The organism is Paenibacillus sp. Y916 (genome assembly GCF_056786435.1).
Map to the genome: position 1 here is coordinate 487,358 of NZ_JBXCJA010000003.1, position 21,495 is coordinate 508,852.

General features: G+C 39.9%; 21 protein-coding genes. 20 read left to right on the forward strand and 1 reads right to left on the reverse strand.

The features are described from left to right. Positions 1-30: 30 nt before the first annotated feature. The 16 genes from AC1TO9_RS10210 (at position 31) to AC1TO9_RS10285 (ending at position 14,526) form a co-directional block, all read left to right on the forward strand. Positions 31-2,019 (forward strand): ATP-dependent helicase ComFA, encoded by a 1,989-nt coding sequence (locus tag AC1TO9_RS10210; RefSeq protein ID WP_482059066.1) that lies wholly within the window; start codon positions 31-33, stop codon positions 2,017-2,019. Between the two features lie 304 nt (positions 2,020-2,323). After that, positions 2,324-3,127: a ComF family protein gene (locus tag AC1TO9_RS10215; RefSeq protein ID WP_482059067.1), complete on the forward strand. Its 804-nt coding sequence runs from the start codon at positions 2,324-2,326 to the stop codon at positions 3,125-3,127. A gap of 150 nt (positions 3,128-3,277) precedes the next feature. Further along, positions 3,278-3,688 carry a TIGR03826 family flagellar region protein gene (locus tag AC1TO9_RS10220; protein WP_482059068.1) on the forward strand — a complete coding sequence of 137 codons (411 nt, stop codon included), beginning with the start codon at positions 3,278-3,280 and terminating at the stop codon, positions 3,686-3,688. Between the two features lie 95 nt (positions 3,689-3,783). Beyond that, positions 3,784-4,059: a flagellar biosynthesis anti-sigma factor FlgM gene (gene flgM / locus AC1TO9_RS10225; protein WP_482056572.1), complete on the forward strand. Its 276-nt coding sequence runs from the start codon at positions 3,784-3,786 to the stop codon at positions 4,057-4,059. Positions 4,060-4,065: 6 nt separating this feature from the next. Next, the gene (locus AC1TO9_RS10230; RefSeq protein WP_482056573.1) at positions 4,066-4,563 is read left to right on the forward strand and encodes a flagellar protein FlgN; all 498 of its coding nucleotides are present in this window, start codon (positions 4,066-4,068) and stop codon (positions 4,561-4,563) included. A 39-nt stretch (positions 4,564-4,602) separates the two neighbouring features. After that, positions 4,603-6,162 carry a flagellar hook-associated protein FlgK gene (flgK, locus tag AC1TO9_RS10235; protein ID WP_482059069.1) on the forward strand — a complete coding sequence of 520 codons (1,560 nt, stop codon included), beginning with the start codon at positions 4,603-4,605 and terminating at the stop codon, positions 6,160-6,162. A 14-nt stretch (positions 6,163-6,176) separates the two neighbouring features. Further along, positions 6,177-7,073: a flagellar hook-associated protein FlgL gene (flgL, locus tag AC1TO9_RS10240; RefSeq protein WP_482059070.1), complete on the forward strand. Its 897-nt coding sequence runs from the start codon at positions 6,177-6,179 to the stop codon at positions 7,071-7,073. Positions 7,074-7,105: 32 nt separating this feature from the next. After that, a complete protein-coding gene (locus AC1TO9_RS10245) occupies positions 7,106-7,672 on the forward strand; it encodes a DUF6470 family protein (RefSeq protein ID WP_482059071.1) in 567 nt (188 codons plus the stop codon). Positions 7,673-7,729: 57 nt separating this feature from the next. Further along, positions 7,730-8,152 carry a flagellar assembly protein FliW gene (gene fliW, locus AC1TO9_RS10250; RefSeq protein WP_482059072.1) on the forward strand — a complete coding sequence of 141 codons (423 nt, stop codon included), beginning with the start codon at positions 7,730-7,732 and terminating at the stop codon, positions 8,150-8,152. Next, entirely contained in the window at positions 8,153-8,380 is a 228-nt protein-coding gene (gene csrA, locus AC1TO9_RS10255) for a carbon storage regulator CsrA (protein ID WP_482059073.1), read from the forward strand. It begins immediately after the preceding gene. A 116-nt stretch (positions 8,381-8,496) separates the two neighbouring features. Next, complete coding sequence (locus tag AC1TO9_RS10260; RefSeq protein WP_482059074.1) at positions 8,497-9,315, forward strand: flagellin N-terminal helical domain-containing protein; 819 nt, start codon at positions 8,497-8,499, stop codon at positions 9,313-9,315. Positions 9,316-9,490: 175 nt separating this feature from the next. Continuing rightward, on the forward strand, positions 9,491-10,435 hold the full coding sequence (fliD, locus tag AC1TO9_RS10265; protein WP_482059075.1) for a flagellar filament capping protein FliD: 945 nt from the start codon (positions 9,491-9,493) through the stop codon (positions 10,433-10,435). Between the two features lie 62 nt (positions 10,436-10,497). Beyond that, positions 10,498-10,848 (forward strand): flagellar protein FlaG, encoded by a 351-nt coding sequence (locus tag AC1TO9_RS10270; protein ID WP_482059076.1) that lies wholly within the window; start codon positions 10,498-10,500, stop codon positions 10,846-10,848. A 7-nt stretch (positions 10,849-10,855) separates the two neighbouring features. Further along, positions 10,856-11,245 (forward strand): flagellar export chaperone FliS, encoded by a 390-nt coding sequence (gene fliS, locus AC1TO9_RS10275; protein ID WP_482059077.1) that lies wholly within the window; start codon positions 10,856-10,858, stop codon positions 11,243-11,245. Continuing rightward, a complete protein-coding gene (locus tag AC1TO9_RS10280; RefSeq protein WP_482059078.1) occupies positions 11,242-11,610 on the forward strand; it encodes a hypothetical protein in 369 nt (122 codons plus the stop codon). Before fliS ends, AC1TO9_RS10280 begins: the two co-directional genes overlap by 4 nt. Positions 11,611-11,640: 30 nt before the next feature. Beyond that, positions 11,641-14,526, forward strand: coding sequence for an IPT/TIG domain-containing protein (locus tag AC1TO9_RS10285; protein ID WP_482059079.1), 2,886 nt, complete (start codon positions 11,641-11,643; stop codon positions 14,524-14,526). A 62-nt stretch (positions 14,527-14,588) separates the two neighbouring features. On the opposite strand, the gene AC1TO9_RS10290 is transcribed toward AC1TO9_RS10285, so the two are convergent. After that, positions 14,589-16,490 carry a glycosyltransferase gene (locus AC1TO9_RS10290; RefSeq protein WP_482059080.1) on the reverse strand — a complete coding sequence of 634 codons (1,902 nt, stop codon included), beginning with the start codon at positions 16,488-16,490 and terminating at the stop codon, positions 14,589-14,591. 243 nt (positions 16,491-16,733) lie between these two features. Between AC1TO9_RS10290 and AC1TO9_RS10295 the strand changes: the two genes are divergently transcribed. Genes AC1TO9_RS10295 through AC1TO9_RS10310 form a run of 4 tightly spaced genes read left to right on the forward strand, consistent with a single transcriptional unit; the run spans position 16,734 to position 21,442 of the window. Beyond that, positions 16,734-18,347: a glycosyltransferase gene (locus AC1TO9_RS10295; protein WP_482059081.1), complete on the forward strand. Its 1,614-nt coding sequence runs from the start codon at positions 16,734-16,736 to the stop codon at positions 18,345-18,347. A gap of 3 nt (positions 18,348-18,350) precedes the next feature. Further along, positions 18,351-19,121 carry a glucose-1-phosphate cytidylyltransferase gene (rfbF, locus tag AC1TO9_RS10300; RefSeq protein ID WP_482059082.1) on the forward strand — a complete coding sequence of 257 codons (771 nt, stop codon included), beginning with the start codon at positions 18,351-18,353 and terminating at the stop codon, positions 19,119-19,121. Beyond that, complete coding sequence (rfbG, locus tag AC1TO9_RS10305) at positions 19,122-20,198, forward strand: CDP-glucose 4,6-dehydratase (protein WP_482059083.1); 1,077 nt, start codon at positions 19,122-19,124, stop codon at positions 20,196-20,198. Positions 20,199-20,212: 14 nt separating this feature from the next. Next, positions 20,213-21,442 (forward strand): methyltransferase domain-containing protein, encoded by a 1,230-nt coding sequence (locus AC1TO9_RS10310; RefSeq protein ID WP_482059084.1) that lies wholly within the window; start codon positions 20,213-20,215, stop codon positions 21,440-21,442. Positions 21,443-21,495: the final 53 nt, after the last annotated feature.

Below are 21,495 nucleotides of genomic sequence, written 5' to 3' on the forward strand. Positions count from 1 at the left end.
AATGCAATAAATTAGAGAGGGTGTGGAAAAATGAAGGTAGCTGTGTATGCGATTCGCAATGCTGAGAGCTGGAGGATGAGGATTTCTCTCGATGTGAGAGTGGACTTTGCGTGGTGGAGACGAGCAGCGAGAGGCTCATCAAGTAGGATGGTACTTCTGGCGGAGGGAATTCCTTTGGGATGGGGGATGAAGCTTGAACAGATGGAGTTACGTGATAAAGGGATGGATGCTTGGACTATTGCTCAGTGGCAACAGGTTATCAGCGATGTTCTTGAAGAGGAACTTCAAGAAGTGGCGTCTAAGTCTTCGTCACTCGTACAATATTTCTGTGAAGATTCAATGTCGAAAGTGCACGCAGTGCCTGAAACGGAAGGATTACAGCAAGATGGGCTGGTGCAGGAAGTGTTCCGAGAGGCGGAAGTGCTGGCAGAAGTGCTCCGAGGGCGTTCTCTGCTTAAGTCCGAAGTGGACGCACTTCTAGCGGAAGCGGCCCCAACCATGGCTGGAGCCTGGTTCACAGCCGCTCAGCTGGCCTATCTCCAGGGCCAGCTCGCCTTCGGCGCAGGCGTAGCGCCTGCTGCCGTGCCTCGTAGCGGCGCCTCGTGGCTGCAGCGCCGCCGTAAGATCCTCCGCTGCCATCGCTGTGGCAGCGTTGCCCTTGGCCGCACGGCATGCGCCTCGTGCGGCAGCGCGGCGTGCGCCTATTGCGAGGCCTGCCTCGCTATGGGGCGCAGCCGCGCTTGTGCGCTGCTGCTCCGCGGAGCAGCGCATCCGGCCGTGCGTGGCACGGCCGGGGGTTCCCCCACCGAGGCCATGGGCCGGTGGGGTCTTAGTGCAGCGCAAAGCGCAGCCGCAGGCGCGGCGTTGCAGTTCCTAGCGAAGCCTCCCGGAGGGGGCGGAGCGGGGGGGCATATGGTCCCTTTGATCCCTTCACCTTCGGTTCCCACATCGAACACAGGAGCTATGCTCCCTATGCAATCTTTGTCTTCACTTTCGGCTCCGGTAATGCCAGAGCGCTTTCTCCTCTGGGCGGTTACGGGGGCGGGCAAGACTGAGATGATATTCCCCTTGCTGCATGCCGTACTGCATGCTGGAGGGCGAGTGCTTGTCGCCACACCGCGGAGGGATGTCGTGTTGGAGCTTGCACCAAGATTAGCTAGAGCTTTTCCAGATGAGACGGTGGTTACCTTGTATGGGGGCAGTGAGGAACGCTGGAGACCGGGGATGTTGACGTTAGCCACAACGCATCAATTAATGCGCTTCTACCAGGCATTTGATCTCGTCATTATTGATGAGATTGATGCATTCCCATATCATAATGATCCCATGTTGGCCTATGCAGCACAGAATGCTTGCAAACCCGAGGGCAAGTTCGTGTACCTGTCGGCGACACCCCCACGTCAATTACAGAGAGAAGCAGCTTCCGGCAAACTTTCTCACGCCAAAGTACCTGTGAGATTTCATGGACATCCCCTGCCCGTCCCTACTCGACTCGATATGAAATCTGTAGCGCAATGTCTTAGTCAGCAGCGAATTCCAGACAAGCTTCTTCGTAACTTGGGACAATCCATTCAGCGAGGTGCGCAGTGTTTCATATTCGTCTCGCGGATTCGCCATATTGAGCCGTTGGTGATGCTATTTCGTCGTTATTTACCAGGTACTTACATAGAAGGCACTTCATCTGTAGACCCACAACGAGCGGAGAAGGTATTAGCCTTTAGGGATACTAAGATTAGGTTGCTGATTACAACAACTATTCTAGAAAGGGGAGTAACTGTGCCGCGAAGTGATGTATTTATTCTCGATGCGGATAGCGGTCTTTTTGATGAAGCCTCGCTAATACAGATGGCTGGGCGGGCTGGAAGGTCCAAAGATGATCCAGCAGGTAGAGTATTCCTAGCCTCCCCCGCATGGACAAGATCGCAGAAGAGAGCTATTTCTCAGATCAAAGGAATGAACCGTATCGCGCAGAAGGGTGGGTATTTAACTAACCATCTCAAGAAGAGACAAGCGCCATAGCTATAGTGCCGTAGTTGTAGAGAAGATACTTAATTTAGGAAGAAAAGGCCGGAAGAGAGAAGTAGTTGCATAAAGATCAGTTAAAAGTAGGGTTACGGTGAAAAGTAGGGGTTTTGGAGTAATTAGATACACGTTGTGCAACTAAAAGTAGCTCCGGCGCAGATTGGCTCAATTTAGATACACGTTATGCAACTAAAAGTAGCTCCAGAGCAAATTAGCTCAGTTTAGATACACGATATGCAACTATTGGTGCTGGTAGTTGTTAGTTGGTAATTGATAGCTATGATTTGGAGAGGAGAGCAATATGACCTGGAAAAGTATATTAGATCCTATACATCGCTTACTTGCTCCCGCAGTGGCGGGTTGTCTCACGTGTGGAAGAATGAGTAACAGATCGACTCATGTTCATGGGATATGTCCAGATTGTTACAGGGTGATCCCATGGATTAGGCAACCACGTTGCGCTATTTGCGGTCGGCATATCGGTTGTCCGGATTGTACGCGTACGAATGGATATGAACGTTTTTTCGAGTGTAATCGGAGCGTGGTAGCGTATAACCCCATGATGCGTGAGTGGCTTGGACAGTATAAGTATAGGGGGAATGAAAGATATAGCGCGCTACTCGTAATGATGCTGGGTAAGGCTTACGTTAGCATGCGGTGTGAACACAGACAGACCAAAGGAGCCTCACCATGGACCATCGATGTCATCACCTGCGTTCCTGTCAGTATAATTAGGCTAGAGGAGCGAGGGTTTAATCAAGCTGAGGTGTTAGCTGTAGGATTGGCAGAACTTATACGGCTTCCTTTTGCCAGATTGCTTATAAGGGAACGACATACCGATAAACAGAGCTTTAAGAGTCGGAGTGATCGTATTCGCGACATGCAGAATGTTTTTAGTAGTGATCCGGATATGATTAGTACGGTCTATAACATTCTTCAGGCACGTCAAAGATCATTAAGTAATGCTCCGTTACGTATTCTTGTGGTCGATGATGTCTACACGACCGGAAGTACTATTAATGCTTGTGCCGGTGTATTGTGGGGAGCGGGGGAATTCATCGGACATCCAGTCGAGGTATATAGTCTGACATGGGCACGATCTTGATATTTCTAGAACGAATTATCAAGCCGAGTGTGACAAGGGTTGGTAATTCGTCATACTTAAAAGATAGACGGATTATGCTTATATACGTTAATCTATGTATACTAGATTGTAAGGTTATATGAAATATATGGAACGGGGGAGTAAGAAGCTATGAATCTTGGGAATTGTCCGCGATGTGGCAAGCTTTTTGCAATGAATTTTAGAGATATTTGTCCGGATTGTGCGAAGGGAATCGAAGATGAATATCATTTGTGTTCTGATTATTTAAGGGAACATAGAGGATCTACGATAACTGAACTGTCAGAGGCGACAGAAGTGACTATACGACAGATTACCAAATTCATACGAGAAGGACGTATCTCCGTTATTGATGCTCCAAATCTTAGCTATCCATGTGAAGTATGTGGGACTAACTTTATTCAAGAAGGTAATATGTGCCCCTCTTGTAGAACGCGTTTAACCAAGGAATTAGATCAATCTATTAAGAATGAGCAGTCTAGAAAAGACAGTAATGATAGCGGTAAACGTGTATATAGTGCGATTGATAAATACAATAAATAGTTAATTACGCTGTCAGCTATTAAATATGTTCCAATGGAGACCGATAAACTTATTAAAGATTATCGGCTTTTTTTATAAACAGTGAGGTGAAGATTATGAAGATTAATGAACCTGGAAGAATTAGTGGGGTGAACCCTTACCAACGGAATATAGACATTCGAGAGAATCATGTAGATAAGAAGAAGTTTCAAAAAGATCAGGTATCGATTTCTAATGAGGCACAGGAAATGCTAGAAGCGAATAATCAAGTTCAGGATCCGAAACGTACTGAGAGGATTCAGGAGTTGAAGGAAGCCGTATCTTCTGGTACCTATCATGTTGAAGCGGGTAAGATTGCTGAGAAGCTCCTGCCGTATTTTAAAGGAGGGTGAGATCGAGTGAGTATTGGTCCGGTCATCTCAACGCTGGAGCAGTTAATTGAACTTCATGAATGCTTGATTAACACTGCGAATGAAAAGAAGCGAGCGATTGTGGATAATGATATAGAACAATTGACACGCTTAATGACACAAGAGAATCGGTTGATAAAGCAAATTGCAATAACAGAGGATACAAGGACAGGAGTAGTAGATGAATTTTTGAAAGAAAAGGGGATTAAATCGCGTCTGAATCTAACGGTGACGGAATTGAGTCGTCTTGTATTCGAACCTGAAGATAAACAGAAATTACTGAAGGTTAGAGATCAATTAGTCCTTCATGTTCAATCTCTTAAGAAACAAAATGAAACCATTGAACAACTACTAGAGCAATCCTTACATTTCATTGATTTTTCATTAAATATTATTGTAGGCGTTGATGATGAATTGATTTATCAGAATCCGATGCAACCGTCAGTAGGCTATAAGAAGAATAATTTCTTCGATTCCAAAGTTTAGTATGAAGTTAAGTTTGCAGAAAGTTAAGGAGGGGTATAAATGGCATCTACGTTCCACGGCATTGAGACTTCCAAGCGAAGTTTATTTACACAGATGGCTGCGATGAACACAACAGGACACAACATAGCAAATGCTAGTACACAGGGGTATTCACGCCAAACTGTGGGTATGGCGGCTACGAGACCACTAGAAGCGCCAGGGCTATTTAAGTCTACAAATCCTGGGCAATTAGGAACTGGAGTTGAGGTAACCTACATCAAGCGAATTCGGGATTCATTCCTGGATGACCAGTATTGGGATGTGAACCGCTCACTTGGGGAGTGGGAGGCGCAAGCGACTACACTGTCTAAACTTGAAAAGTTATTTAATGAACCTTCTGATACGGGGTTAACGACAGTCATTGATAACTTCTGGAAGTCTTGGTCAGAGATGAGTAAGGATCCTGAGAATGTGACCTCTAGAAAAATTGTAAAAGAGAATGCATTGGCTTTAGCGGACGCGTTTAATGAAATGAGTAAAAAATTATCGGATATGCAGTCGGACTTAACGAACAGCTTATCTGTAAATACAGATAGTATCAATTCGCTAACGGCTCAAGTAGCGAGTCTCAATCAAGAGATATACAAAATAGAAGGATATAGAGAGAATGCTAATGATTTGCGGGATCAGCGAGATCTTATTATCGATCAATTATCAAGGATGGGTAATACAACCGTAGTCGAAGAGGAAGACGGATATCGGGTAACTATGGGTGGTATGGAGTTAGTAAATGGAAGAGATTCCGTTCTCACAACGGCAGCGAATTGGGAAACAGCATACGCAGGTAACACACTGACTAGTGGTGAAATGTTTGGAACCATCAAGTCTAGAGATGTCATTGTCAGAGATTATACGGATCAACTCGATCAACTTGCCAATACAATGGCTAATGGTGAGGTAACGGTAACGATCCCAGCAGGTTCTGTTTTACCTGAAGGGACTATATTGAATGGTATTACTTATAGTGGAGCCAATCGTACCTTGACTACGGATCTGACTGCAACAGTCAATGGGATCAATGGTCTCCATAGACTAGGTTATATTCTTTCCTCACCAGCGACAAGTGGAGTAGAATTTTTCAATTCTAGCGGTGGGGCATTAACAGCAGCTTCTTTTCAATTGAATACTATTATTGAGAAGGACCCGAATCAGATTGTGTCGTCTTTACGTGTCTTGACAAGCGCAACAGGTGATGAAGCTGTTAAGGGGAATAACACTCTTGCATTGCTTATGTCGCAGTTGAGAGAAGGCTCATTTAAGTTTAATCCAATCGCAAGTAACAATGGTATTACAGATGGGACGATTAACGATTACTACCGTTCAATTATGGGGCAATTGGGAGTTGAGAGCAGAGAAGCATTGCGTCAGCAAGGAAATAACCAATTGCTTGTCGATCAAGTGGAATCTAGAAGACAATCTGTAAGTGGCGTATCCCTAGATGAAGAAATGGCAAACTTAATTAAATTTCAACATGCTTACGGGGCTGCTTCGCGTCTGATGACAACGATGGATCAGAACTTGGATAAAGTTATCAATAGTATGGGTATTGTAGGTAGATAAGGGAGGCGAAGGAAATGGCATTACGTGTTACGCCAGGCATGATGAATTTACAGATGATGCGAAATATTAATACAAATTTGGTTAGCATGGATAAGAATCAGAACATTCTATCCACCGGTATGAAGTTGAACAAACCTTCTGATGACCCAGTAGGCATTACTTATTCGTTGCGATATCGCAGTGAACTGTCCATCAATGATCAATATCAGAAGAATGCAGATGCCGCTGTATCCTGGCTGGATTATAGTGATACGGTTCTGGGTCAGATTAATGACCTTACTCAACGTGCAAATGAATTATTAGTTCAAGGGGTAACTGGATCTAATCCGCAAGAAGCAATGAATGCAGTTAATATTGAAATACAGCAAATTTACGAACAACTGGTTTCACTCGGTAATGCCAAAATTAATGATAAGTATATTTTTAATGGTCAATTTACAGATCAAGCTCCATACGATGCTGCTATTGCTCAAACCCAAGGGACAGATACTTTCGGTATAACGTATAAGTTTACAGAAGGAGCATCATTGTCAATCAATGTAACAGGTCAAGACGTGTTTGGTGAACCAACAGATACAGATAACTTATTTGGAGTGTTAACTAGAATGCAAACAGCATTTGGTGCAGGAAACCAAGCGGCAGCACGGGGAGAACTTGAACTGCTACAAGGTCGTATTTCCAAAATAAATGAAGCGCGCTCGGAAATAGGGGCGAAGACGAATAGAGTAGAATTGATAACGAATCGGTTAACTGATCTAGAGATGAATCTAACCGATATGCAGGCCAAGACGGAAGATGCGGATTATGCTGAAACTATAATGAAGTTGAAACAAGATGAAAGTGTGTACCAAGCTTCGTTGGCGACCAGTGCCAAGATTATGCAAGTAAGTCTCTTGGACTATTTACGATAAAGTAATGATAAATGGAGTAGAGGTGTCTTGATATGAATCTTTTACGACTTTCTATTCAACAGACTTATGCTACTACTGGTATTAGTACTCAAGCGGCCCAGTTAAATATACAGTCACCTAGAGGTGAATTGGAGATTCAAACCACCCCATCGGCCATGGAAGTTAGCACCCAGCCTGATCAACTGGATATAGATAGCTCAAGAGCTTGGATGGCACTCGGAAAAGGCGATCATCTGGAATGGCTTTGGATGATTTCAAGCCAGATCCATCAAGAGTTTCTTATTCATGTGTCACAAATGGTCGAAGAGGGAAACAGACTAGCTGACTTCACTAAACCGGGTAATTCTATCTCAAATATGATGTTACAGCGTACTTTGGAACAATCTAATATTGAATATAACGGAGAAGCATCATTGGACAACGTAGATATTGAGTACAGACCAGCTGAGATAAATATGAATTGGAGTCTTCATGATACAAATATTAAGTATACCCCTCAGAAGCCGCAAACATCATATCAACCTGGGAATGTGAATATTTACCTTGTAAATCAGAATAGTATACAAATGTCAGTTAGAAATTATGATGTATTCGGTTGAAATAAGACTATAGCTATACAGCTATAGTCTTAGATTTTTTTTATAGGAGGAATTGAAATGTACAAACCATTTAATCAAGTAGAACTCGCCTTCCAAGGAAGTATATTAGGATTTGATGAATTAAATATGTTTGTGATTGAAGCAATTGAAGATACAAACTTTGCATATTTGAAGAGTATGGAAGACACGGATATTTCATTTGTGATTACATCTCCATTTCACTGGCATCCGAACTATACTATTCAACTGGATGATGTATTGAAAAAGAAACTGAAGTTGGAGAGTCCAGAAGATACGTTAGTTCTATGTATAGTCACCATAAAGGAATCTATAGAATCAGCTACCCTTAACTTATTGGCGCCTTTAATTATTAATGTTCATGAACAGGTTGGGTGCCAGTATGTGCTCCAAGAAAAGACGAACTATCGGACGAATAGTTCATTAATGCTTACAGGTACTCAGGAAGAGGGGGGAGAGTAAATGCTTGTACTTACCAGAAAGAGAGGGCAGTCGATTCTACTCAATAATGATATTGAAATATATATATCTTCGATAGAAGGGGATAGCGTCAAAATTGGAATCAGAGCTCCTGAAGAGGTAGTCATCTTGAGGAAGGAGCTAGTAGAAGAGATTCAAGCGAATAATCGTGAAGCAACCTTAGTTTACCTTGATTCAAATCTGATAAAAAACTTAAAAAACAAAAAATAAAAAAGATTTTTAAATAACTATAAACTTTAGTCCCAGATAACCGATATATATATTGTAAGGCGAAAAGCCTACTTCACATGGATGTGAAATTTTAAAAACTCAAGGAGGAACAAACAATGATTATTAACCACAATCTTAACGCAATGAACTCGCACCGTAACTTGGTGTTCAACAACACTCAACAAGGTAAATCTAGTGAGAAGCTATCTTCTGGATTCCGCATCAACCGTGCAGCTGATGATGCTGCTGGGCTTTCAATCTCAGAGAAGATGCGCTCACAAATCAAATCGATGAACCAAGGTATGCGTAATGCGCAAGATGGAATTTCAATGGTTCAAGCAGCTGAAGGTGCAATGAACGAAGTTTCTGACATGCTTACTCGTATGAAAGAATTAACAGTTCAAGGTTCAAGTGGAACGTATAGTACTTCAGACCTTGTAGCGATGGCTGACGAGTATAAGAAATTGGCATCTGCAATTGACGATATCGGTACTAAATTCGAATTCAATGGTAAAAAGCTTCTTGACGGAGATGCAGGTACTGTCACAATCCAAACTGGTGGCGGCCAAACTGACAGTATCGGAATCGATTTTACAGCTGTAGATGTTACAAGTGATACTCTTGGAGTCGATCAAGATCCGATGACTAACCAGGCTCAATTCTTAGCAGAATCTGCAGTAGTAGATTTAGCAATTGGAAAGGTTAACACAGCACGTTCTACTCTAGGTGCGTACCAAAACCAAATGGAACACGTTTACAATAACGTTGGTGTGAACGCAGAGAACTTGCAAGCTGCTGAATCACGTATCCGCGACACAGATATGGCTTCAGAAATGATGACTTATACGAAGTTTAATATTTTACAACAAGCAGCTACTGCTATGCTGGCTCAAGCGAACCAAGCGCCGCAAGGAGTACTACAGTTGCTTCGTTAATCTGTAATCAGAGAAAGAAGCCCTCGTATGGACGTGGGCTTCTTTTTACATAAGTAATGGGAATTCATATTTAAAACATAAATTTTATGAATATTTTTAGAAAAGGCTAACTTTAAGAGGATAAACATTCGATAAATATAGTATAAGAATGAATCATGAAGGAGTTGAAAATCATATGGTAATGCGTATGACGGGACTTAGTTCGGGTATGGATATTGAAAGCATGGTTAAAAAGCTTTTGGAAGTAGACCGAATGCCTATCCAGGGTATGAAGGCGAAGAAAGTAAAAAATGAGTGGATGCAGGATGCTTATCGAGCGATTAACACAAGTGTGAATACGCTTAAAGAAGGAGCAAGACAAGTGCAATACAGTGGCGACTGGCCTAAAGCCACGGGTACTAATGGGGAGTATACCCAGGCTGATAAAGATGCAATCTCTGCTAAGATTAGCAAGTTCGTCACGACTTATAATGAAACAAGCTATAAAGTTAAGTCCAAAATGGAGGAGACTGCAGATAGAGCATATCAACCACTCACTAGTGATGAGAAGTCAGCTATGTCAGAGAGTGATATTAAGACTTGGGAGGAAAAAGCGCAAGCAGGCATACTTCGTCGTGATGATATTTTATCGAGATCATACAATGGACTACGGACTGGGATGAGTACGCCGGTCGAATTAGCTGATGGTACTACAATATCATTGGATAATATTGGGATCGCAACCGGAGAGTATGACAGAAGTAATCCTGCTGCTGCAGGAAAATTAAATATAGATTCAGACAAGCTTAAAGCGGCAATTGATGCCAATCCCCAGGCAGTAATTGATCTGTTTACTGCTCAAGGCACAGGGGCAAGTATGGGGATTGGTCAGCGGGTTTATGAATCAACTAGCAACACCGTATCGGCGATTATTAAAAAGGCTGGCGGGATGGGGTCATCGTACACTAACGTTACTACGGCTCTGGGAAAAGCAGATAGTGATATTGATCTTAAGATAAATAAATTAAACGATAGCCTTCTTAGGAAGGAAGACAATTATTATCGTATGTTTTCTGCTATGGAAAAGGCAATTGCAAATGGAAATGCACAAATGAGTTGGCTGTCGAGTCAATTTAGCTAGTGGTAAAGGGGAATTGTCATTGAACTTTATCGCAACAAATAGGGGGGAAGGGAGATGTTGAAATGGAGATTCAACCCAAGTTGCATCATGTACAGACACCTGCGAAGAATGGAACGGATAGTATTAAGGCAATCGGACTTTACTTTGAACTTAAAGAAAAGAACAAAACTCAAATATTAACAGTTGGCGAGAAGGCAGTACTTGAGTCTATAACTAAGGCTAACAAAGTTGCTCAAGGCACTCCCCATGAATTCAAGTATAAATTTCTTGAGACTACTGGAGATGTTATCGTTCAAATACTAAATAAAGATACACAGGAAATTATTCATGAGGTGCCATCTGAAAAGTTCATTCTATTGGTAGAAAAGCTTAAAGATTTATCAGTGGGCGCAATTATCGACGAAATGGGGTGACCCTATAATGCATCACGCGCAGGAACGTTATTTAAATACTAAAGTACAGACTAGTAATCCAGGAGAACTGACACTAATGTTGTACAACGGTTGTATTCGTTTCTTAAAGATGGGGCTAAATTGTTTAAATCAGGATGATATGGCGGGAAAACATATGAATTTCGTAAAAGCTCAGAATATTATTGAGGAACTTCAGTTAACATTAAAAATGGAATATGAAATTTCCCGTGATCTGAGTAGTTTATACTCCTATATTCATAGTAGAATTACTGAAGCCAATATTAAACTAGATCACTCATCTGCAGAGTACAGTATAATAATGATCACGGAATTGCGAGATACTTGGGTTGAAGCGATGAAAAGTCTGAAAAGTGAAAAAAAGGTACATTCGAAATGAGCCCAAACTTTGAAATGTTAACTCTTCTTGAGCAAATGGAGGATACAACCAGATCTATTTTACAGTTGAATGTGGATGAAGATCTAGACGAGTCTATAATTCCTGATCTTCAGAATAAACAAGTAGAACTACGCGATCAGATCGATCACATCATGAGTACAGAAGAACGTTCGTTTACGGATAAGGAACTTCAAATTTTAAAAACTTGTTCCGAGTTAGAGAAACGGATCTCCTCGAAGTTTAATGCTGTTCTCCGTGATTCGAAGGAACAATTAGAGCGTTTATCCTCGGGTAAACGAGTACGTACTGTATATCAACATGAAGATATTCAACATATGGGATATTTCGTAGATAAACAGCAATGAACTATTATTAAGAAAAAGGAGTAATATACTATGAAGAAAATGAGTAAATTATTTATAATGTTCATATCGCTAACTCTATTATTTGTTGGGTTAGCTGTGCCTCAAGTTAATGCAGCGGTAAATGACTATGTGACTGTAACTAAATCGGTAAATCCAAGTTCGATGACAACGTTGGATGAAGCCGAAGTCATCTTAAAATTGACTGGGACACCACCCGTAAACGTAGTTGTTCCGAACGATGTTGTTCTCATAATAGATAAATCAGGAAGTATGTTGCCTACAGTTGCTAATCCTGATGATAAAATAACCAATGCAAAAGATGCAGCCAAAGGCTTTGTTGATTTACTAGATTTAACTAAGCATCAGGTTGGAATTGTTGATTATTCCGCGAAGGATAGAATAAGTTCATTTCCTCTAAACACAGATAAAGATGCAACTAAGGCTTACATAAATACAATTCAAGCTAACGGAGCGACAGCTACCGGGGATGCAATAGAAGTGGCAATGACTATGTTAGAAGGGCATCGTCCAGAAGCACAACCAGTCATTGTTATCATGACCGATGGTGATGCTACTGTACCATCTGTAAATCCATTTGAATATGCGAAGCAAAAGTCTCAAAATGCCAAAGATGCGGGTATCATTTTCTATACCATTGCATTACTAAATACAACCGATAATCCAGAAACAAGTGGACCAAACATATTGCTTAAAGAGATGGCCACGACTGCGGTCCACCATCATTTTGTGCTTGGTTCGACAGGATTGGCTGAAATTTATGCAGCGATTGTAAAAGAAATTGGTTTAGCTAGTGCGTATGATGTTACGGTAACGGATATTGTTGACCCGAATTTTGAGATCGTACCAGGTTCAGCTGATAACAATATACCGAAACCGACAATAACTGGTAATACGTTAACATGGAGTTTTAATGAGCTTAAAGACAGCGCACTTACATTTAAGTATAAGATTCGACCTGTAGATAAGTCTAAAGCGGGTAGTTTCCAAGCTTCTACTGCGGCTTCAATCATTAATTATAAAGATTATGCAGGGGCAGCCAGAACGAAAGCGATCCCGTCTGCAACTTTAAAGGTTACTTTACCAACTCCTGAAATCTCATCACTAAGTGAATCATTCGGTCATCCTAATGGTGGAGAAAACATCACAATTAATGGTAAGCATTTCGTTAGTGGTGCTACCGTTCTATTTGGTTCAAGTAGTGCAACAAACGCTGTAGTGATAGATGATACACAAATTACAGCCACTGTTCCTGCTGGTGTACAAGGAACGGTTAATGTAACTGTTATGAATCCAGATAGACAGACGGCAATTGCGCCATATCAGTATAAGACAGATCCCCTCATTACAAGTATAGACCCTAATAATGGACCACTTGAAGGTGGCACTAACATAGTAATGACCGGGAAATACCTCATGAAGGGACTAACGGTTAAGATTGGAGATAATCTAGCGACTTCAGTATCACTGAATCCAAGCATGACGTACTTTTCAGCGATAGTTCCTACTGCATTAGAAGCTGGTACTGTTGATATTACCATTACCAACCCTGATGGTACAACGACAACAATTCAACAAGCTTATACCTACAATGAACCACCAAAAACAGATCCAATCATAACGAGTATCAATCCTAATTCCGGCCCTATAACGGGTGGAGAAACAGTTTATGTAAATGGAACAAACTTTAAATCGGGATCGAAGATCTATTTCGGTAACACAGAAGCTACAGCGACATATGTATCGGCAACACGTTATAGTGTGATTGTTCCAGCAGGTGTAGCTGTAGGTGGTGTAGTTGTTACTGTTCAAGAAGCGACTTATAGTTATACGGTATCAAATGGATATACCTACAATGCAATTGTATATCCTGCGCCAACCGTGACGTCTATAACGCCTAATACTGGGTTAATCGCAGGTGGCGAAGCAGTCTATGTAAATGGAACGAATTTCGTGAGAGATATTACGAAAGTATCTATTGGTGGAAAGGAAGCTGTAACAACATATGTTAGCGCGAAACGTTTACAAGTTACAATTCCTGCAGGAGATGCGGTAGGATTAGTAGATGTGAAGTTAACATTAGATACCCATGAGGTCATTCTTCCTCTGGCCTATGAATATATAATTCCCGTTATTTTACCAGTTGCTATTACGTCGTTATCGTCTGATAGAGGATATATGGCAGGTGGAGAAGTGATTTATGTGAATGGAGAGAATTTCGTTTCTGGAGCAATTGTAACCATGGGTACAAACGTAGCGAGTAGTAGAGTTGTCAGCTCCGCTCGATTGCAAGTGACTGTACCAGCATCGACTGTATTAGGGAAAGTTGATGTGACAGTTACCAATAAAGATGGGGGAACTGCGACATTGGCTCAAGGTTATGAATATATAATAGTTGCACCTACTATTACTAGTTTATCATCCACTACAGGTAATAAAGCGGGTGGAGATAGTATATATGTCAATGGTACAATGTTCGATAGTAGTGCTACAGTCACTGTGAATGGACATGCTGCTATTGTTAAATACGTGTCAGCAACTCGATTGCAAGTAACAATACCTGCTAATTCAGATATTGGAACAGTACCATTAGTTGTTCAATTGTCGAATGGTCTAACGGCATCAACTACATTCACGTATGATAATGGACCGGCTCTACCGACTCCAACCATCACGACCTCAGCAACAAGTGGTCCGGTAGGATATATGTTTTATCTTAACGGTACTAATTTCACAAGGCAATCTACCGTTTATTTCGGAGATACACAAGCTACAGCAGTGTATGCATCTGCAAAACGTTTAACGGTGACTGTTCCGAATGTATCTGGAACAGTTGATGTGAAAGTAGTGAATGTCGATGGTCAGGTAAGTAATATACATGTATTCACTGTTCAGTAATATATTATAGATTCTAAAAAAAGAACTGTTTGACCATTAATGGTCAAACAGTTCTTTTTAATTTATGAGAATTGGCAATCTTGTAATTCAGGATAACTAATATGATATAAGTTTAGTAAATCAATGCTCTCAGCATTGGGGAAGTTCTCAGTAATTATACCAAGTAAATTTAGAGAAGGCTCCCTATTTAAAGATGCATGGATAAACTTATAACCTTCTGCTAGCTGTCCCATGTTTAGGTACCATTGCCCAATAGTCATAAGACCTTGGGAATTGAGAAGTTGATTCTCTAGTAAAAGACTAGATAATTCAAGTGCTTCTTCCATTTGACCTGTTTGATAGAATAGCTCAGCGAGAAAATTAAGAGTATCAGCATTGGCTATACCTTGTAACAGTGTAAAGTAAATTTCTTTATAATCATATTTCCACAACAGAAACAATGTTTGTGATAATAAGTGCTCATGTCCATTTAGGAGCTCAAGGTCCAACTCTTGTTCTTGTAGGGACAAGAGCGCCGTGCCGGCAAGAATATCGCAAGAGTTGTAATCACTTGTTGATATTTTTGCGAATTCTATATTGTTGGTGACAATAGCTGACACGACAGCAATATGAGGAGCTACTTTCTCCGAGTAACCGCTGATGGTAGAAATCTTCGTATGATCACATAAATTGGATAAAAGTAGGTCTTCAAATTTTAACTGAATACCGAGCTTGTGAACTAACATTTGATATTTATTAATCAGTTGTTTATTCCCTGTCTGGAGAGCAACTTTATATAACAGGATAGTGTTCATAGGAACATTAGTTGGATATATCATCTCTAGAATGTGCTCTACTTGTTCATGGGATTCAGTGACAATTAGATGATCGGTCATTTGCTGTAATACCAGGAAGTTTTTGGGCTGAAGATGAAGTGCCTTAACCCAATATTGAACAGCGTGTTTTAGATCTCCCTTTTTTCGATATATGTCACCTAGCATTTGATAAGGAATGATCTTTCCATGGGTAGGTTGGACTATCCAATAAGGGACGTTCTTTTGTTCAGCATGATCTGCAATTTGAATACACTTCTCAAATTCATGCGCAGCTGCATTCCAATATCCCAAAGTATCCAATAGAATGCCATGCAAACAATAATAATCCGTATGGTGAGGCATTGACTGTATACCAGTATGAATATGTGTATAAGCCATCTGATAAAGATCTTGCTGCATTTCAATAGTAATAAGGCGATTCAATAAGTGATGGTACCAAGTATTAGTATCTTTAACTGAATCATAAGATTTTAAGTAGGAATCAAGTGCTAATCTAATTTCCCCTGCATTTGAGTATTCATTCCCCAGAATAAAGTGGTAATAGGATTCATTATGGTTATTGGATTTCATTGTTTCCAGTATGGACATATTTCTTTGTGATTTATTCTTCTCTAGGACGACCTCTTGTATATAACCGGAATGAAATAATGTGAATGAAAGAGAGGTGAATTGAATCTCTCCTTTGCTAGAAGTTAACTGTTCATGAATTGGTTGTGCATAACGGATATTTGAATGGTTCTTGAACAGTCGAGCTCCAGTTGACTCCATCGTCTTAGTCTCATCATAACCGCTTCCTGTAAAGTTCTTGATATTTACTATAAACCCAGAGGGGCCTTTATTTCTGTTCTTCTTAAGGTATTGTCGAAGTTGTTCATGTCCTGTGTCTTGAACATATTCATCAGCGTCTAATACAAGAATCCATTGTCCTTTTGCATATCGCAACGATTCATTGCGGGCTGCGGAGAAATCGTTATTCCATTCGAAATCATAAACTTGGTCCGTAAATTGATGGGCAATTGACTTTGTATTGTCATCTGAACCAGTATCTATAATGATAATCTCATCAACTAAACCCTGCACACTTTCTAGACATCGAGAGAGAAATTTTTCTTCATTTTTAACAATCATACATAGTGAAATTAGTTTCATGTGTCCTCCAAGTTGGTTCATATATTAATTCTTATATTATATATATCGGATTCTTCTTCATTATCCGATATATAATATAATAACCCAATCGAGCAACTCCCTTTTCCTCTAGTGTAACAGAGCATCTTGATCACTATAGTTAATTGTGAGAATATTTACTAGTTAAATATAACGAACGTTTAGTCGATATATAGTATGAGAGATAATTAATGTTATTAAGTTAAGAATGGAGAATATAACCGTATGATAAAGCAGGAAATCCAAGAACTTATTCAAATAGGTAATCTCGATGATGCCAAGAAGCTAATGTTAGAGTTGGAACAGATAAATCCGATAGTTGAAGATATTGAGATGTACACAATCAAGGCATCTCTAGCCGTAGCAGATAATAATTTACAAGAGGCTGAGGACTTTTTAATAAAAGGATTACTTATTGATTCTGAATACCCTGATTTACTGTTTAACCTCGGATATATTTACAAGTTACGGGAAAATATCGTTCAATCTAATTATTACTTTAGAAAGGCTTTAGAGGCAACTGAGGATGCTGAACTTATAAATATTATAGAACAATTTATGAATGACAATAGACAGCAGAGTTCCCTAATTGAAAAGCCACTAGTCAGCATTGTCGTTCTAGCATATAACAAACTAGATTACACTAAATTATGTATAGAAAGTATATTGAAATATACTAAGAATATTAGTTACGAGTTTATTCTTGTGAACAATGGTTCTACTGATGGAACAAAGGAGTATTTTGATTCATTGCCCATGGTAAAGCCCCTTCATCTGATAAAGAATGTTGGAGTTACGAATGGTTTTAATGAAGGAATGAAAGTTGCGGAGGGTAAATATACAGCCTGTGTATGTAATGATTTTATTTTCACTCCTCGTTGGTTAGAGAATTTATTAATATGTATAGAATCAGATGAGAGAATTGGGTATGTATCTCCTGGGGCTAGTATGATAAGTAATCTGCAGCAAATCGATGGAGATTATAATAATCTCGAGGAAATGCTTCAATTCGCAGAAAGATACAATCATTCTGATCCTCGTAAATGGGAAGAAAGAGTGAGACTTCTTCCATGCGTCTTAATGGTTAAGACTGAGTTACTTAAACAAATAGATTACTATGATCCTAGATTTTATTATGGAGAGTTTGCGGATGATGATATTAGTTTTCGGATTCGAAGAGCAGGATATAAACTGGTTTATTGCAAGGATACATTTACTTATCACTTTGGTTCGGTCACGGTTCGTGAAGACCAGACGAATAATAACTCACTGAGTGTAAGTAGGGATATATTTATAGAAAAGTATAATTTAGATTCATGGTTAGATACTGGATTCAATCAACTACAACTCAATGAATTGTCACTTAAATTGTCAACAATTAAAGCATCAATATTAGGTGTGAATACGAAGTGCGGCGGAAATCCATTACAATTGAAGAACATGTTGAAAGAGAAGGGTACTCTTGATATACATATCACAAATTACTGTTTAGATAAGAGGTATCTAGAAGATATCATCACAGTTTCAGACCGTTATATGCATGGGAAAATTCAAGATGTTGAAATGGAATTGAAAGGTGAAAGTTTTAATTATATTATTTTTGAATTCGACTCGAACATTTTGAATAAATATCCTCAAACCATAGGTCAATTAATAGCCTTGCTTGATCAAGGAGGGCAATTAGCATTAAGCATAAGCTATCCAGAAATTGATGAAGTTCAGATAAATAAAGATTTTAGTTTAATTAAAACACAAGGGTTAGCAGTTACTTACAATGAAATCATACGCAAGAATCCATCTGAAGTTGGGCTGGATATTATCCTTAGAAAGGATGTATAACACGTGAAAGCGGTAATATTGGCTGGTGGACTAGGCACAAGATTGAGTGAAGAAACGGTGTTAAAACCAAAACCTATGGTGGAGATCGGCGGAGCTCCAATGCTTTGGCACATTATGAAAATATACTCTAGCTATGGAATTAATGAATTTATTATATGTTTGGGTTATAAAGGCTATCTTATAAAAGAATTTTTTGCTAATTATTATATGCATACATCGGATGTTACATTCGATTTCAGGACGAATGAAATGGAAATTCATAAGAATAACACCGAGTCTTGGAAAGTGACACTTGTTGATACAGGAGAACATACATTGACCGGTGGAAGGTTGAAAAGGGTTCAGCCCTATGTAGGTGATGAGACGTTTTGCTTTACATATGGCGATGGTTTATGTGACGTTAATATATCAGAACTTGTACAATTTCATAAGAGCGAGGGACGTCTTGCAACCGTAACGGCAGTCCGTCCTCCTGGAAGGTTCGGAGCATTTGAGTTTCAAAAAGATCAAATCATCGGCTTTCAAGAAAAACCAATGGGAGACGGAAACTGGATTAATGGTGGCTTCTTTGTTCTGGAACCACAGGTATTTGACTTAATTAGTGGAGACAGTACCATATGGGAAGAAGAGCCTTTGGAGCAATTAGCAAAATCAAGGGAGTTATCGGCCTTTATGCATGAGGGATTCTGGCAACCGATGGACACGCTGAGGGAAAAAATGAAACTTGATGAAATGTGGGAAAAGGGAAATGCCCCATGGAAGGTGTGGGAATAAATGAACCAAGACTTTTGGAAATCCAAAAAGGTACTCATTACAGGGCATACAGGTTTTAAGGGGAGTTGGCTAGCCTTGTGGCTTCAGCAGTTGGGAGCAGATGTGTATGGATACAGTCTACAACCTGTGAGTGAGCCTAATTTATATGGAATTGCACATGTTTCGAAAGATATGGAGTCCATGTATGGTGATATATTAGATTACCAACGGTTACAATTTTTCACTCAAAGAATTCAACCGGAGGTTATATTTCACCTTGCAGCTCAACCTTTAGTTAGAGAGTCATATCTTGATCCTATTGCAACGTTCTCTGTTAATGTCATGGGTACGGTTCATGTATTAGAGGTGGCTAGGAATACTGAATCAGTCCAAGTTGTTATTAATGTTACGACAGATAAATGCTATGAGAACAATAATAACTCTTTACGAGGTTTTAGTGAGAATGATCCTATGGGAGGATCTGATCCCTATAGTGCTAGTAAGGGATGCTCAGAGATTGTTACGTCTGCATATGAAAGATCATTCTACTCTGCTAGTGGTAAACTCTTGTCGTCTGCTAGAGCAGGTAATGTAATAGGTGGAGGAGACTGGGCAGTAGATCGGATTATTCCAGATGTCATTCGCTCGCTTATTAATAAAAAGCCCTTAAATATCAGATATCCGCAAGCAATCCGTCCTTGGCAGCATGTGTTAGATTGTTTGAATGGCTATTTATTGCTTGCCCAAAAAATGTGGGAATCCGGAGAAAAGCATGTGGGGGCCTGGAATTTTGGCCCGGGTGAATCTTCTAATATATCCGTTGCTCAACTGATCGAAGAATGTAACAAGCATCTCGGAGGCCAACTGGATGTAGTATATGAGACGAACACTCAGCCATATGAAGCGTCTTGTCTAGTCCTTAATAGCGATAAAGCGCACCAGTTGTTGGATTGGGGCATACAATTACCAGTCTCCCAATCGATCGAATGGACAATGGAATGGTATTCTAATTATATGAGTAATAATCTGCATGATTTAACGTTAAAACAAATAAGTCAATATGAAAGTATAAAAGCTACTAGAATTTTTGCTCATTAAGGGGATACGAATAAATGTCAAACGGAACATGTCGCTATTGCAGTACGCCACTAAGTACTGTTTTTCTTGATTTGGGGATATCCCCATTGTCCAATTCGTATGTGAAGTCTGAAAGTCAAATGGAGCATATGTATCCATTAAGAACTTATGTCTGCGAACAATGTTTTCTAGTTCAGGTAGAGGATTTCGAGTCTCCAGAACATATATTTAGCGAGTATGCTTATTTTAGCAGTTATTCGGATAGTTGGCTTAACCATTGTCGTAATTATGTTGAAACCATGGTAGAGAGATTTAATTATACCGCTGACCAACAAGTCGTTGAAATCGCTAGTAATGATGGCTACTTATTGCAGTATTTTAAAGAGAAGGGCATTTCTGTGTTGGGGATTGAACCTGCGGCAAATGTTGCGAAAGTTGCTATTGAGAAGGGGATCGACACGACAGTGAGCTTTTTCGGGACTGAATTGGCTAGATCCTTAAAGGAAGAAGGTAAGAGTGCAGATCTCTTGCTAGGGAATAATGTACTTGCTCATGTTCCTGACCTAAATGACTTTGTAGCAGGTATGAAAATTCTTTTAAAACCTGAGGGTACAATAACCATGGAATTCCCTCATTTACATCAACTAATAGAACATAATCAGTTTGATACAATATATCATGAACATTATTCTTATTTTTCTTTGACAACCGTGTGCCAACTTTTTGAGAGTCACAACCTGTCAATTTACGATGTTGAGCAGTTAGAGACACATGGTGGATCTCTGCGAATTTTTGCATGTCATTCTGAAAATGTGGATTTAAAAGTAAGTCAAGCTGTTCAGTCACTATTAGAAAAAGAAACGTTACTTGGTATGAGTAAAATTGAAATGTATAAAGGGTTTCATAAAAATGCGGTTCAATTAAAAAGAAACATTATGAGCTTCCTGATTGATTTGAAAGAAAAGGGACACACCATTGCTGGGTATGGTGCTCCTGCTAAGGGGAATACCTTGATTAATTATTGCGGAATTGATCGTGACTATTTGGAATATACGGTTGATCGTAGTCCTTATAAGCAGGGAACCTTCTTACCAGGATCAAGAATCCCTGTCTATTCTCCTGAACAGTTGAAACATACGAAACCAGACTTTGTATTTATTCTTCCATGGAATTTGAAAGAAGAGATAATGGAGCAGACTTCGTTTATTCGGGAGTGGGGCGGTAAATGGATTGTCCCAATACCCGAAGTAGTGATTATAGATTAAATAAAAATGGATAATTGCATGTCTTTATTTCTCAGTAGGATTAACATAAATAT

Bases quoted from the DNA above. Each gene is read 5' to 3' on its own strand.
- AC1TO9_RS10210 (WP_482059066.1), top strand. From the start codon at position 31: ATGAAGGTAGCTGTGTATGCGATTCGCAATGCTGAGAGCTGGAGGATG.
- AC1TO9_RS10215 (WP_482059067.1), top strand. From the start codon at position 2,324: ATGACCTGGAAAAGTATATTAGATCCTATACATCGCTTACTTGCTCCC.
- AC1TO9_RS10220 (WP_482059068.1), top strand. From the start codon at position 3,278: ATGAATCTTGGGAATTGTCCGCGATGTGGCAAGCTTTTTGCAATGAAT.
- flgM (WP_482056572.1), top strand. From the start codon at position 3,784: ATGAAGATTAATGAACCTGGAAGAATTAGTGGGGTGAACCCTTACCAA.
- flgK (WP_482059069.1), top strand. From the start codon at position 4,603: ATGGCATCTACGTTCCACGGCATTGAGACTTCCAAGCGAAGTTTATTT.
- flgL (WP_482059070.1), top strand. From the start codon at position 6,177: ATGGCATTACGTGTTACGCCAGGCATGATGAATTTACAGATGATGCGA.
- AC1TO9_RS10245 (WP_482059071.1), top strand. From the start codon at position 7,106: ATGAATCTTTTACGACTTTCTATTCAACAGACTTATGCTACTACTGGT.
- fliW (WP_482059072.1), top strand. From the start codon at position 7,730: ATGTACAAACCATTTAATCAAGTAGAACTCGCCTTCCAAGGAAGTATA.
- csrA (WP_482059073.1), top strand. From the start codon at position 8,153: ATGCTTGTACTTACCAGAAAGAGAGGGCAGTCGATTCTACTCAATAAT.
- AC1TO9_RS10260 (WP_482059074.1), top strand. From the start codon at position 8,497: ATGATTATTAACCACAATCTTAACGCAATGAACTCGCACCGTAACTTG.
- fliD (WP_482059075.1), top strand. From the start codon at position 9,491: ATGGTAATGCGTATGACGGGACTTAGTTCGGGTATGGATATTGAAAGC.
- AC1TO9_RS10270 (WP_482059076.1), top strand. From the start codon at position 10,498: ATGGAGATTCAACCCAAGTTGCATCATGTACAGACACCTGCGAAGAAT.
- fliS (WP_482059077.1), top strand. From the start codon at position 10,856: ATGCATCACGCGCAGGAACGTTATTTAAATACTAAAGTACAGACTAGT.
- AC1TO9_RS10280 (WP_482059078.1), top strand. From the start codon at position 11,242: ATGAGCCCAAACTTTGAAATGTTAACTCTTCTTGAGCAAATGGAGGAT.
- AC1TO9_RS10285 (WP_482059079.1), top strand. From the start codon at position 11,641: ATGAAGAAAATGAGTAAATTATTTATAATGTTCATATCGCTAACTCTA.
- AC1TO9_RS10290 (WP_482059080.1), bottom strand. From the start codon at position 16,490: ATGAAACTAATTTCACTATGTATGATTGTTAAAAATGAAGAAAAATTT.
- AC1TO9_RS10295 (WP_482059081.1), top strand. From the start codon at position 16,734: ATGATAAAGCAGGAAATCCAAGAACTTATTCAAATAGGTAATCTCGAT.
- rfbG (WP_482059083.1), top strand. From the start codon at position 19,122: ATGAACCAAGACTTTTGGAAATCCAAAAAGGTACTCATTACAGGGCAT.
- AC1TO9_RS10310 (WP_482059084.1), top strand. From the start codon at position 20,213: ATGTCAAACGGAACATGTCGCTATTGCAGTACGCCACTAAGTACTGTT.